The sequence below is a fragment of the Chromobacterium amazonense genome, from assembly GCF_001855565.1.
GTDB lineage: Bacteria > Pseudomonadota > Gammaproteobacteria > Burkholderiales > Chromobacteriaceae > Chromobacterium > Chromobacterium amazonense.
Genome location: NZ_MKCR01000017.1, coordinates 1 through 10,911, shown reverse-complemented (window position 1 = coordinate 10,911; position 10,911 = coordinate 1). Strand labels below are relative to the sequence as shown.

Sequence of the window (10,911 nt, the reverse complement as noted above, 5' to 3'; positions counted from 1 at the left end):
AGCCCCTAGCAGCATCGCAAATACGAAAGGAGGCGGCAATGTTTTGGCAGGCGGCTTGGATAGGCATCGCCATCGCGGCGCCGGTGGGACCGATAGGTTTGCTGTGCATCAGCCGCACCCTGCGCGGCGGTCCGCGGCTGGGGCTGGCCACCGGCCTGGGCGCGGCGAGCGCCGATGGTTTGTTCGCGCTCTCTGGCGCATGGGGAAGCGGTTTCGCCATGCAGCTCGCCGGAGCCTTGGCCCGGCCGCTGGGGTGGGCGGCTTGCCTGCTGCTGGCTTGGCTTGGCATCGCCACCTTGCGCCGGCCCGCCGCAGAAGGACGGGATGACGCGGAACGGCATCTGGGCAAGGCCTACCCAGCGCCTTGTTGCTAACGCTGGGCAACCCGATGACGATATTGTCTTTCGCCGCGGTCGCCGCCGCTTTGTCCGGCGGTTTGCGCCTTGACGCCGCGCGGCAACTGGAAATCGTGGCGGGCGTGTTTTGCGGTTCGGCCATGTGGTGGCTGCTGCTGTCCTATGGCGGCGGCGCGCTTTTGCTGAGGCTGGGGCCACGCGGCCGGCGCGGGTTGGACTTTGCCTGCGGCCTTGTCTTATTGGGCTTCGCCATCGGTTTGGCGCTGCGCATGGCGGGGCGAGGGCAATGAAAAAGCCCGGCCAGGCCGGGCTCCCAAAGCAGCGGGCGTCGATTACAACTTGAAGTGCCCCACCAGTTGCTCCAGTTCGCTGGATAGCTCGCGCAGGCGGCTGACGGCATCGCTGACTTCGCGCACGGTTTATTGCTTTGCGCCATGCCGCTGATGCGCTCCACATTCTGGGCGATTTCCTGGCTGGCGCTGGATTGCTGGCGGGTGGCCGTGGCGATGTCGACAATGCTGGCCACTAGCTGGCGATTGTAATTCTGCACTTCGCGCATGGCCTGATTGGCTTCTTCGGCGATGCCGACGCTGAGATCGACCTGCTGGCTGCTGTTCTGAACGTCCCCCACCGCCTGGCGCGTTTCGCTGCTGATCGCTTCGACGATGCGAGTGATCTGCACCGTGGCCTCGGCGGTGCGGCCGGCCAGGTTGCGCACTTCGTCCGCCACCACGGCGGAAGCCGCGGCCCATTTCACCGGCCCGCGCCGCTTCGATGGCCGCGTTCAGGGCCAGCAGATTGGTCTGGTCGGCGATGTCCTTGATCACGCCGACGATGGTGGTGACCTCATTGGAGCGGTTGCCCAGGCCGCTCATGCGGTCGGCCAGCGCGTGCATGGTGTCGGTCATGCGCTGGATTTCGCCGGTGACGCGGTTGACCTTGGCCACGCTCTGTTCGGTCAGTTCGCCGGTTTCGCGGGCGATGCTGCCGGCCTGCTGCGCGGTGTCGGCGATGTGCTGGGCGCCGACGGTGACCTGCTGCACGCTGGCGGCGCTGGCGGAGGCGGCATCGGATTGCTGGGTGGACGCGTCATGCACCTGATTGGCGGAATGGCTGAGCTGGCTAGCGGCGGCCGAAAACCTGGCGGCTTTGCTCCCGCACCTGGATGAACATGTCGCGCAGACTGTCCAGGAAGCGGTTGAAGGCATAGGCGGTGCGGCCGATCTCGTCGCGGTTGGCGATGGCGATGCGCGAGGTCAGATCGCCGCCGCCGTTGGCCAGTTGCTCCATGGTTTCCGCCAGTTTGATCAGCGGTTTGGTCAGCGTGCGGATCACCACGGTCAGCAACAGCAGGATCAGCGCCAGCGCCGCCACGCCAATGGCGATGGCCGCGAACATCGAGCGCCGGGCCTCGGCAGTGATGGCGGCGGTGGGAATGCTGATGCCGATGGACCAGAACTGGCCGGTTTCGCCGACGCGTATGGGGTGGAAGAAATGGGTGAATCCCCGTCCTCATAGACGAAGTCGCTGCCTTTTTTAATGTCGGGCAGGTGGGCGAACAGCGGATCTTCCTTGGCCACCGGCTTGCCCAACAGCTCGGCCTGGGGATTGACGACATAGATGCCGCCTTCGGACACGATGCGGACGAAGCCGGTTTCGCGCGGGTGGATGGGGCCAAAGCGTTTTTGCAGCTGGTCCAGGGCCAGGTCGGTGGCCGAAACGCCGCTCATCTTGCCGCTGGCGTCCTTCATGACCACGGCCAGGGAACTCTCCAGCACCTTTTTGCCTTGCACCTCGTAGGGGTAGGGCTCGGTGATGTGTCGCGTCCGCGTTGCTTGGGCACGTAGTAGAAATCGCCCCAACCCGGCTTTTCGTAATCCGGTTGATAGGCTTCAGGATGTTCCTTGTATTTGGGAAATTGCTTGACGCGGTCGCTGTCCACCATCACGTCCATCTGCGCCTTGCCCTGAGCATTGCGGGTAATGTAGGGCTGATAGCGGCCGGATGGGTCATGGCGCGGCCAGTCGAAGCGGAAAGCGTTGTCGTTGCCGTCGAAAGCGTTAGGCTCCCACAGCATCCATAGCCCGATGGATTGCGGCGCGTTGTCCAGCAATTGCATGATCATCGCGTCGGTCTGCTTGCGGTCCGGTTTGCCGGTGCGGCGTATGCCCTCGATGGCGCCGGCCAGGTGTTTGGGCAGTTGAAAGCCGCGGTCGAAATCGCTTTCGGCATCCTTGGCGTAGCTGGCGGCTTGCTCCGTTGCCAGCTGGTAACCGTTGTCGATGGCTTCGTTGTAATTGAGCTTGGCGATCAGCGTGATCATCACCGCGAACGCTACCGTGATGGCGGCTGCCGCGACCAGGATGATGCGGATGCCCAGGTGGCCCCATTTCTGCTGCGTCTGACTCATGACCATTACCTGCTAAACCATATGTTGTTCGGGGGCTGCGATGGGCTATAAGAGTGGCTAACAAAACTCCTGATGCGGCGTCGCGCCGACTTGCCGTACTCAAGTACTGCCTGCGTCGGCGCGCCTTGAATCAGCCGTGAAACTGATTTTTGTTAGCCGCTCTAAGGAAGGTCTGAACAAGTCTCCAATCTTCCCGTAAACTGACTCCCCTCAGTCAGATCCAGGACGCCAGCATGCGACAGCAGATGACCTTCACCGATCTCGAACTCGCCGCTAAGAAGAAGCGCACCCGCCGCGAAATCTTTCTGACAGAGATGGATCAGGTCATGCCTTGGGCGCAGCTCGAAGCCGTCATCGATCCAGTGTATCCCAAGCCTGGCAACGGTCGCCGCCCTACCCGTTGTCCGCCATGCTGCCGTCTACTGCCTGCAGCACTGGTACAGCCTGTCCGATCCCGCCATGGAAGAAAGCCTGTACGAGATCGCCTCCATGCGCCAGTTCGCCGGCCTCTCCCTGGACGCCGTCCCGGACGAAACCACCCTGCTGAACTTCCGCCATCTGCTGGAAAAGCACCAGCTGACCCACGCTCTGTTTACCGCCATCCACCAGCATCCTCGACAAAGGCTGATGTTGAAGCAAGGCACCATCGTCGATGCCACCCTGATCCACGCGCCCAGCTCCACCAAAAACGCTCAGGCGAGCGCGATCCGGACATGCATCAAACCAAGAAGGCAATCAGTGGTACTTCGGCATGAAGCCCATATCGGCGTCGACGCCCAGTCCGGCTTGGTGCATCACGTGGCCGCACCCCCGCAATGTGGCGGATGTCACGATGGTCGATCAGTTGTTGCACGGCGAGGAAATCGATGTGTTTGGCGACGCCGGCTTTGCTGGCGTGCACAAGCGAGCCGAACACAATCGCGAGCGGTGCGTTGGTGGATTGCGATGAGGCCCGGCCAGCGCAAAGCGCTGACCGATTCAGCCGACGACCGGCAGATCCAGCTGGGCGAAATGGTCAAAGCAAGATTCGGGCCAAAGTGGAGCATCCGTTTCGGGTCATCAAGCAGCAGTTTGGCTACCTGAAAAACACGCTACCGCGGTTTGAAGAAGAACACCGCGCAACTGATCGACGCTGTTGGGGCTGGCCAACATCTGGCTGGCGCGGAAAGGCCTTGCTGGCGGCGAGTTAAAAGGCCGGATGACCGGAAGCACCCGGTCATCCTCATGGCGGGCGATCTGGAATTGGTGGGTGAAATGCAACCGAAGCCCCGCGAGAAATTGCATTTCTGTTTGCGTGGCAGGTTGTTCAGACCTTCCCTAAGTAGTTCTTCTTATTTGGTTTAAATATACCGGTATCCGCTTTTATCGGCAATCCCTTTGGAGAAAAGCGGAAAGACGGTTAGGGAAGGTCCTGAACAACCTGCCACGCAAACAGAAATGCAATTTCTCGCGGGGCTTCGGTTGCATTACACCACCAATTCCAGATCGCCCGCCATGAGGATGACCGGTGCTTCCGGCATCCGGCCTTTTAACTCGCCGCCAGCAAGGCCTTTCGCGCCAGCCAGATGTTGGCCAGCCCAAACCAGCGTCATCAGTTGCGCGGTGTTCTTCTTCAAACCGCGGTAGCGTGTTTTCAGGTAGCCAAACTGCTGCTTGATGACCCGAAACGGATGCTCCACTTTGGCCCGATCTTGGCTTTGACCATTTCGCCCAGCTGGATCTGCCGGTCGTCGGCTGAATCGGTCAGCGCTTTGCGCTGGCCGGGCCTCATCGCAATCCACCAACGCACCGCTCGCGATTGGTGTTCGGCTCGGCTTGTGCACGCCAGCAAAGCCGGCGTCGCCAAACACATCGATTTCCTCGCCGGTGCAACAACTGATCGACCATCGTGACATCCGCCACATTGGCGGGGTGCCGGCCACGTGATGCACCAAGCCGGACTGGGGCGTCGACGCCCGATATGGGCCTTCATGCCGAAGTACCACTGATTGCCCTTCTTGGTCTGATGCATGTCCGGATCGCGGCTCGCCCTGAGCGTTTTGGTGGAGCTGGGCGCGTGGATCAGGGTGGCATCGACGATGGTGCCTTGCTTCAACATCAGCCCTTTGTCGCAGAGATGCTGGTGGATGGCGGTAAACAGAGCGTGGGTCAGCTGGTGCTTTTCCAGCAGATGGCGGAAGTTCAGCAGGGTGGTTTCGTCCGGGACGGCGTCCAGGGAGAGGCCGGCGAACTGGCGCATGGAGGCGATCTCGTACAGGCTTTCTTCCATGGCGGGATCGGACAGGCTGTACCAGTGCTGCAGGCAGTAGACGCGCAGCATGGCGGACAACGGGTAGGGGCGGCGACCGTTGCCAGGCTTGGGATACACTGGATCGATGGACGGCTTCGAGCTGCGCCCAAGGCATGACCTGATCCATCTCTGTCAGAAAGATTTCGCGGCGGGTGCGCTTCTTCTTAGCGGCGAGTTCGAGATCGGTGAAGGTCATCTGCTGTCGCATGCTGGCGTCCTGGATCTGACTGAGGGGGAGTCAGTTTACGGAAGATTGGAGACTTGTTCAGACCTTCCTTAGAGCGGCTAACAAAAATCAGTTTTCACGGCTGATTCAAGGCGCGCCGACGCAGGCAGTACTTGAGTACGGCAAGTCGGCGCGACGCCGCATCAGGAGTTTTGTTAGCCACTCTTATAGCCCATCGCAGCCCCGAACAACATATGGTTTAGCAGGTAATGGTCATGAGTCAGACGCAGCAGAAATGGGGCCACCTGGGCCATCCGCATCATCCTGGTCGCGGCAGCCGCCATCACGGTAGCGTTCGCGGTGATGATCACGCTGATCGCCAAGCTCAATTACAACGAAGCCATCGACAACGGTTACCAGCTGGCAACGGAGCAAGCCCCAGCTACGCCAAGGATGCCGAAAGCGATTTCGACCGCCGGCTTTCAACTGCCCAAACACCTGGCCGGCCGCCATCGAGGGCATACGCCGCACCGGCAAACCGGACCGCAAGCAGACCGACGCGATGATCATGCAATTGCTGGACAACGCGCCGCAATCCATCGGGCTATGGATGCTGTGGGAGCCTAACGCTTTCGACGGCAACGACAACGCTTTCCGCTTCGACTGGCCGCGCCATGACCATCCGCCGCTATCAGCCCTACATTACCCGCAATGCTCAGGGCAAGGCGCAGATGGACGTGATGGTGGACAGCGACCGCGTCAAGCAATTTCCCAAATACAAGGAACATCTGAAGCCTATCAACCGGATTACGAAAGCCGGGTTGGGGCGATTTCTACTACGTGCCAAGCAACGCGGACGCGACACCATCACCGAGCCCTACCCCTACGAGGTGCAAGGCAAAAAGGTGCTGGAGAGTTCCCTGGCCGTGGTCATGAAGGACGCCAGCGGCAAGATGAGCGGCGTTTCGGCCACCGACCTGGCCCTGGACCAGCTGCAAAACGCTTTGGCCCATCCACCCGCGCGAAACCGGCTTCGTCCGCATCGTGTCCGAAGGCGGCATCTATGTCGTCAATCCCAGGCCGAGCTGTTGGGCAAGCCGGTGGCCAAGGAAGATCCGCTGTTCGCCCACCTGCCCGACATTAAAAAAGGCAGCGACTTCGTCTATGAGGACGGGGATTCACCCATTTCTTCCACCCCATACGCGTCGGCGAAACCGGCCAGTTCTGGTCCATCGCATCAGCATTCCACCGCCGCATCACTGCCGAGGCCGGCGCTCGATGTTCGCGGCCATCGCCATTGGCGTGGCGGCGCTGGCGCTGATCCTGCTGTTGCTGACCGTGGTGATCCGCACGCTGACCAAACCGCTGATCAAACTGGCGGAAACCATGGAGCAACTGGCCAACGGCGGCGGCGATCTGACCTCGCGCATCGCCATCGCCAACCGCGACGAGATCGGCCGCACCGCCTATGCCTTCAACCGCTTCCTGGACAGTCTGCGCGACATGTTCATCCAGGTGCGGAGCAAAGCCGCCAGGTTTCGGCCGCCGCTAGCCAGCTCAGCCATTCCGCCAATCAGGTGCATGACGCGTCCACCCAGCAATCCGATGCCGCTCCGCCAGCGCGCCAGCGTGCAGCAGTCACCGTCGGCGCCCAGCACATCGCCGACACCGCGCAGCAGGCCGGCAGCATCGCCCGCGAAACCGGCGAACTGACGAACAGAGCGTGGCCAAGGTCAACCGCGTCACCGGCGAAATCCAGCGCATGACCGACACCATGCACGCGCTGGCCGACCGCATGAGCGGCCTGGGCAACCGCTCCAATGAGGTCACCACCATCGTCGGCGTGATCAAGGACATCGCCGACCAGACCAATCTGCTGGCCCTGAACGCGGCCATCGAAGCGGCGCGGGCCGGTGAAATGGGCCGCGGCTTCGCCGTGGTGGCGGACGAAGTGCGCAACCTGGCCGGCCGCACCGCCGAGGCCACGGTGCAGATCACTCGCATCGTCGAAGCGATCAGCAGCGAAACGCGCCAGGCGGTGGGGGACGTTCAGAACAGCAGCCAGCAGGTCGATCTCAGCGTCGGCATCGCCGAAGAACCAATCAGGCCATGCGCGAAGTGCAGAATTACAATCGCCAGCTAGTGCCAGCATTGTCGACATCGCCACGGCCACCCGCCAGCAATCCAGCGCCAGCCAGGAAATCGCCCAGAATGTGGAGCGCATCAGCGGCATGGCGCAAAGCAATAACAGACCGTGCGCGAAGTCAGCGATGCCGTCAGCCGCCTGCGCGAGCTATCCAGCGAACTGGAGCAACTGGTGGGCACTTCAAGTTGTAATCGACGCCCGCTGCTTTGGGAGCCCGGCCTGGCCGGCTTTTTCATGCCCTCGCCCCGCCATGCGCAGCGCCAAACCGATGCGAAGCCCAATAAGACAAGGCCGCAGGCAAAGTCCAACCCGCGCCGGCCGCGTGGCCCCAGCCTCAGCAAAGCGCGCCGCCGCCATAGGACAGCAGCAGCCACAATGGCCGAACCGCAAAACACGCCGCCACGATTTCCAGTTGCCGCGCGGCGTCAAGGCGCAAACCGCGGACAAACGGCGGCGACCGCGGCGAAAGACAATATCGTCATCGGGTTGCCCAGCGTTAGCAACAAGGCGCTGAGGTAGGCCTTGCCAGATGCCGTTCGCGTCATCCGTCCTTCTGCGGCGGGCCGGCGCAAGTGGCGATGCCAAGCCAAGCCAGCAGCAGGCAAGCGCCCACCCCAGCGGCCGGCCAAGGCTCCGGCGAGCTGCATGGCGAAACGCTTCCCCATGCGCCAGAGAGCGCGAACAAACCATCGGCGCTCGCCGCGCCAGGCCGGTGGCCAGCCCAGCCGCGGACCGCCGCGCAGGGTGCGGCTGATGCACAGCAAACCTATCGGTCCCACCGGCGCCGCGATGGCGATGCCTATCCAAGCCGCCTGCCAAAACATTGCCGCTCCTTTCGTATTTGCGATGCTGCTAGGGCTGTTGACGTTTGGGGCGTCGGCCGGGATGCGTTTTACGACGAATCGAGGCGTTTCGCGCGCCGCATTTCATTCTCTGCCAGCGCGGAACAACGAAGAGTCGGCGCGAAAAGCGCCCGGCCTGCGGGTTGGCGAAGCTCAAATGCGATCCACTCACCAAACGTCAACAGCCCCTAGTCTGCCTGCGCGGAGCGTGGCGGCCCATGAGGTTTTTTTCGGCCATCAACCATGCTAACCTTCAAAAACGTCATCAAAAGCGGGAAAGCGTTTACGAATGGAAGTCGATGCCAAATCCTGGGCGATATTGACCGCTCTGCAGGCCAACGCCCGGCAATCGCTGACCGAGCTGGCGCAGCGCGGTGGGCCTGTCGGTGCCGGCGGTGTCGGAACGGGTCAAGCGGCTGGAGGAAGCCGGCGTAATCCAGGGCTATCACGCGCGGGTGGCGCCGCTGCGCGCCGGTTACGCGCTGTCGGCGCTGGTGGGCATCACCGTGCCGCAGCCAGACAAGAAAACCCTGCTCGCGCGGCTGGAGGCCATGCCGGAGGTGATGGAATGCCACCATGTGACCGGCGTGGACTCCTACGTATTCAGGCTCTTGGCGCGCGACGTGTCCCATCTGGAAATGCTGGCGCAGCTGAACGACCTGGGCGAAACCCGCACCTCCATTCTGTCCACGCCGCTGGCAGAGCGGCCGGTGCGGCCGCCGCGCTGAGCGGCCTTAGCCTGCCTGGCGGCAGGCCTTGTCCGGCGCTTGGTATGCGCGGCTGACATCCAGCGGCGCGGCGTACGGCGAAGACCAGGTTTGGTCGTGCAAGGCGGCGATGCGTTGCGCCATCGCCTCGTTGCGCAGCACCACTTCCAGATTGCGCGATTTGTCCATATAGCCGCCGCTCCAGTTGCTGGTGCCCACCCAGGCGATCTTGCCGTCTATCGCCATGGTTTTGCTGTGGATGACGCGGGCGAACGGGATGCAGGTGCCATCGCGCGGAATGGCCACCACGCGAACCTCCATGCCGGGCAGCACCACCAGGCTCTTCAAGTAGTCCACGCCCGGCTTTTCCAGATTCCAGTCCGACACCATCAGCTTGACCTTGACGCCGCGCGCCAGCGCGCCGCGGATGGCGTTGTCGAACATCGGATAGTAACTGCGCGGCTTGCCGAAGCTGAGCGGCGCGTAATCCAGCAGCTGGATGCGCACCTCGCGCTTCGCCTCCGCCATCAGCCGCGGCAGCGCTTCTTCGGAATCGCCGACGCCGTCCGGATTGTAGGCGTTGGGGCTGGCCAGCAGCGCCGCGGGCTGCGACAAGTCAGCAGCTTGCTCCGCCGTCCGCAGCGGCTTGACCTTTCCGCCGGCGGCAAGCGTCGCCTGCGCCGCCCAATCCTGCTCGAAGATGGCCTGCATGCGGCCGGCCATCGCCGCGTCATCGACTTTGAGCCCGGTTTCATGGATATGCTGCAGCGAGCGCCAGTCGAAGTTCTGGCTGCCGACATAAGCGGACTGCCCGCACCACGATGAACTTGGCGTGGATGATGCCGTTGCCGGTCAGCTGGTTGTAGTCCAGCTGGCGGTATTCCAGATTGGGGATGCGCTTCAGCCGTTCTATGGTGGAGGCTTCGCTGGCGAACATGCCCTTCTTTTCCATCAGAAAGCGGATCTTCACGCCGCGGCGGCCGGCGGCGTCCAGATGATCGATCACCTGATCCAGCTTGCCGCCATCGTGCCCGGCCCATAGAACTGTTCCAAACAATTTCGCGCTTGGCAGCGTCGAACAAATGGCTCCACACCGTGGCCGGGTCGCGCAGATCGGGTGTATCCAGATGCGCATGTTGCGGCGCGGTATGCACCAGTTCGAAACCGGAAATGGAGAAATCGGCGCGGGCCAGCGAGGCTGCCATGGCCAGGGCCAGCGGCCACCAGCGTTTGGACATGAGGGCTTCCTTCGGAAAATCTCAGATCATGACATGGCCATGTTAAGCGAGTATGTACCCGACATGAAAAAAGGCTGCCCCCAAAGGCAGCCATCAAGACAGACCCGCTGCGGCCTGTTAACGAAGCGAAAGCAGCGCCAGCACCCGGTAGCGGCTGATGCCCAGCAGCGCCGGCACCAGTTGCTGCAGATGGTTGAAATCGGCGGTTTGGTTGAGCCGGGCATTGAAGTCGCTGACGAAACCGCTGGCCCAGCTTTGCTCTTCCGTGCGCGACAGCTGGCTGATCGATTGCCGGGCCTCGGCGATGGCGCCGTCAATCGCCGAATGCGTTTGCTGCAGCCGGGCGATGGCGCGCAGCACGTCCTGCAAGGCCAGGCGCACCTGGGCGTGATCGTCCGTCCGCCAGCGCGAGGCATCGATCGCAGGAGCCCTCGGCCTCCAGCGCCAGCGGCTGCGGCACGCCGCCTGGGAAACGCACACCCCCGCCGCGCACGGTCAGCGCGCCTTGCAGGCTGTCCCAGTCCCGCTCGCTGCAGCTGAGCCCAGCCGCCCATAGTCATCGAGTTCGCAACGCACGCCGGCCGGCCCCAAAGCCTGGTTCAAGCCGCGCAATGCCTCGTCTCGCCGGATGCCCTCGCCGACGCGCACCGCGGCGGGTGCCCCGCCGCCGACCGAAAAAACCAGCGTTTCCGGCTGGCCGGAGGTCAGGCTGTCCAAGTCCAGTCCGCGCGCGACGAAACGCTGCCGCGCCGGCGC

At 62.9% G+C, this 10,911-nt stretch carries 16 protein-coding genes and 4 pseudogenes; 8 read left to right on the top strand and 12 right to left on the bottom strand.

Going from position 1 to position 10,911, the window contains the following annotated elements; genetic code table 11:
• The first annotated feature begins 38 nt into the window (after window positions 1–38).
• Window positions 39–374 carry a LysE family transporter gene (locus BI343_RS20175; RefSeq protein ID WP_211269410.1) on the top strand — a complete coding sequence of 112 codons (336 nt, stop codon included), beginning with the start codon at window positions 39–41 and terminating at the stop codon, window positions 372–374.
• Between the two features lie 14 nt (window positions 375–388).
• Window positions 389–562, top strand: a pseudogene (locus BI343_RS20725) (hypothetical protein); the annotation flags it as partial.
• Here BI343_RS20725 and BI343_RS20375 read toward each other — a convergent pair.
• Together BI343_RS20375 and BI343_RS20575 are read right to left on the bottom strand one after the other, a co-directional pair.
• A complete protein-coding gene (locus tag BI343_RS20375; protein ID WP_422614109.1) occupies window positions 517–1,038 on the bottom strand; it encodes a methyl-accepting chemotaxis protein in 522 nt (173 codons plus the stop codon). The pseudogene BI343_RS20725 and the gene BI343_RS20375 sit on opposite strands and share 46 nt — an antisense overlap.
• Before the next feature lie 115 nt (window positions 1,039–1,153).
• Window positions 1,154–1,303: pseudogene (locus tag BI343_RS20575) on the bottom strand (methyl-accepting chemotaxis protein); the annotation flags it as partial.
• Between BI343_RS20575 and BI343_RS20370 the strand changes: the two are divergent.
• A complete protein-coding gene (locus BI343_RS20370; RefSeq protein ID WP_244886614.1) occupies window positions 1,230–1,457 on the top strand; it encodes a hypothetical protein in 228 nt (75 codons plus the stop codon). The pseudogene BI343_RS20575 and the gene BI343_RS20370 sit on opposite strands and share 74 nt — an antisense overlap.
• Before the next feature lie 21 nt (window positions 1,458–1,478).
• Here BI343_RS20370 and BI343_RS20365 read toward each other — a convergent pair whose 3' ends face one another.
• The 3 genes from BI343_RS20365 to BI343_RS20355 are packed head-to-tail and all read right to left on the bottom strand — an operon-like array spanning window position 1,479 to window position 2,766.
• Complete coding sequence (locus BI343_RS20365) at window positions 1,479–1,754, bottom strand: HAMP domain-containing protein (RefSeq protein ID WP_244886611.1); 276 nt, start codon at window positions 1,752–1,754, stop codon at window positions 1,479–1,481.
• Window positions 1,712–2,134, bottom strand: coding sequence for a cache domain-containing protein (locus BI343_RS20360; RefSeq protein ID WP_244886610.1), 423 nt, complete (start codon window positions 2,132–2,134; stop codon window positions 1,712–1,714). Before BI343_RS20360 ends, BI343_RS20365 begins: the two co-directional genes overlap by 43 nt.
• Window positions 2,104–2,766, bottom strand: a complete 663-nt coding sequence (locus BI343_RS20355; protein ID WP_244886609.1) for a PDC sensor domain-containing protein — start codon at window positions 2,764–2,766, stop codon at window positions 2,104–2,106. The genes BI343_RS20360 and BI343_RS20355 overlap by 31 nt, the downstream gene beginning before the upstream one ends.
• A 318-nt stretch (window positions 2,767–3,084) precedes the next feature.
• Between BI343_RS20355 and BI343_RS19295 the strand changes: the two genes are divergently transcribed.
• Window positions 3,085–3,849, top strand: a complete 765-nt coding sequence (locus tag BI343_RS19295; RefSeq protein ID WP_339375042.1) for an IS5 family transposase — start codon at window positions 3,085–3,087, stop codon at window positions 3,847–3,849.
• Between the two features lie 445 nt (window positions 3,850–4,294).
• Here the strand turns inward: BI343_RS19295 and BI343_RS20350 are convergent.
• Window positions 4,295–4,474, bottom strand: a pseudogene (locus BI343_RS20350) (transposase); the annotation flags it as partial.
• 81 nt (window positions 4,475–4,555) lie between these two features.
• Window positions 4,556–5,134, bottom strand: a pseudogene (locus BI343_RS09170) (IS5 family transposase); the annotation flags it as partial.
• A 451-nt stretch (window positions 5,135–5,585) separates the two neighbouring features.
• Here BI343_RS09170 and BI343_RS19630 point away from each other — a divergent pair.
• From BI343_RS19630 to BI343_RS19620, 3 genes are all read left to right on the top strand, one after another.
• On the top strand, window positions 5,586–5,849 hold the full coding sequence (locus tag BI343_RS19630; RefSeq protein WP_139165689.1) for a hypothetical protein: 264 nt from the start codon (window positions 5,586–5,588) through the stop codon (window positions 5,847–5,849).
• A 537-nt stretch (window positions 5,850–6,386) separates the two neighbouring features.
• A complete protein-coding gene (locus tag BI343_RS20700) occupies window positions 6,387–6,935 on the top strand; it encodes a HAMP domain-containing protein (RefSeq protein ID WP_139165688.1) in 549 nt (182 codons plus the stop codon).
• 49 nt (window positions 6,936–6,984) lie between these two features.
• Window positions 6,985–7,365 carry a methyl-accepting chemotaxis protein gene (locus tag BI343_RS19620; protein ID WP_139165690.1) on the top strand — a complete coding sequence of 127 codons (381 nt, stop codon included), beginning with the start codon at window positions 6,985–6,987 and terminating at the stop codon, window positions 7,363–7,365.
• A gap of 428 nt (window positions 7,366–7,793) precedes the next feature.
• On the opposite strand, the gene BI343_RS19615 is transcribed toward BI343_RS19620, so the two are convergent.
• On the bottom strand, window positions 7,794–8,192 hold the full coding sequence (locus BI343_RS19615) for a hypothetical protein (RefSeq protein ID WP_071109471.1): 399 nt from the start codon (window positions 8,190–8,192) through the stop codon (window positions 7,794–7,796).
• A gap of 392 nt (window positions 8,193–8,584) precedes the next feature.
• Between BI343_RS19615 and BI343_RS09140 the strand changes: the two genes are divergently transcribed.
• Complete coding sequence (locus BI343_RS09140; protein WP_244886606.1) at window positions 8,585–8,938, top strand: Lrp/AsnC family transcriptional regulator; 354 nt, start codon at window positions 8,585–8,587, stop codon at window positions 8,936–8,938.
• 6 nt (window positions 8,939–8,944) lie between these two features.
• Here the strand turns inward: BI343_RS09140 and BI343_RS20165 are convergent, their stop codons facing one another.
• The 4 genes from BI343_RS20165 to BI343_RS20000 all read right to left on the bottom strand — a co-directional run.
• Complete coding sequence (locus BI343_RS20165; protein WP_422614108.1) at window positions 8,945–9,676, bottom strand: phospholipase D-like domain-containing protein; 732 nt, start codon at window positions 9,674–9,676, stop codon at window positions 8,945–8,947.
• Entirely contained in the window at window positions 9,669–9,974 is a 306-nt protein-coding gene (locus tag BI343_RS20160; protein WP_211269408.1) for a phospholipase D-like domain-containing protein, read from the bottom strand. Before BI343_RS20160 ends, BI343_RS20165 begins: the two co-directional genes overlap by 8 nt.
• Before the next feature lie 298 nt (window positions 9,975–10,272).
• Window positions 10,273–10,536 carry a hypothetical protein gene (locus BI343_RS09130; RefSeq protein WP_071109470.1) on the bottom strand — a complete coding sequence of 88 codons (264 nt, stop codon included), beginning with the start codon at window positions 10,534–10,536 and terminating at the stop codon, window positions 10,273–10,275.
• Between the two features lie 114 nt (window positions 10,537–10,650).
• Window positions 10,651–10,911, bottom strand: a 261-nt coding sequence (locus BI343_RS20000) for a hypothetical protein (protein ID WP_422614107.1), incomplete at its 5' end; no start/stop codon positions are given.

Excerpts from the sequence above, each read along its gene's own strand:
- BI343_RS20175 (WP_211269410.1), top strand. The coding sequence starts at position 39 with ATGTTTTGGCAGGCGGCTTGGATAGGCATCGCCATCGCGGCGCCGGTG.
- BI343_RS20370 (WP_244886614.1), top strand. The coding sequence starts at position 1,230 with ATGCGGTCGGCCAGCGCGTGCATGGTGTCGGTCATGCGCTGGATTTCG.
- BI343_RS20365 (WP_244886611.1), bottom strand. The coding sequence starts at position 1,754 with ATGTTCGCGGCCATCGCCATTGGCGTGGCGGCGCTGGCGCTGATCCTG.
- BI343_RS20355 (WP_244886609.1), bottom strand. The coding sequence starts at position 2,766 with ATGAGTCAGACGCAGCAGAAATGGGGCCACCTGGGCATCCGCATCATC.
- BI343_RS19630 (WP_139165689.1), top strand. The coding sequence starts at position 5,586 with ATGATCACGCTGATCGCCAAGCTCAATTACAACGAAGCCATCGACAAC.
- BI343_RS20700 (WP_139165688.1), top strand. The coding sequence starts at position 6,387 with ATGAGGACGGGGATTCACCCATTTCTTCCACCCCATACGCGTCGGCGA.
- BI343_RS19620 (WP_139165690.1), top strand. The coding sequence starts at position 6,985 with ATGACCGACACCATGCACGCGCTGGCCGACCGCATGAGCGGCCTGGGC.
- BI343_RS19615 (WP_071109471.1), bottom strand. The coding sequence starts at position 8,192 with ATGTTTTGGCAGGCGGCTTGGATAGGCATCGCCATCGCGGCGCCGGTG.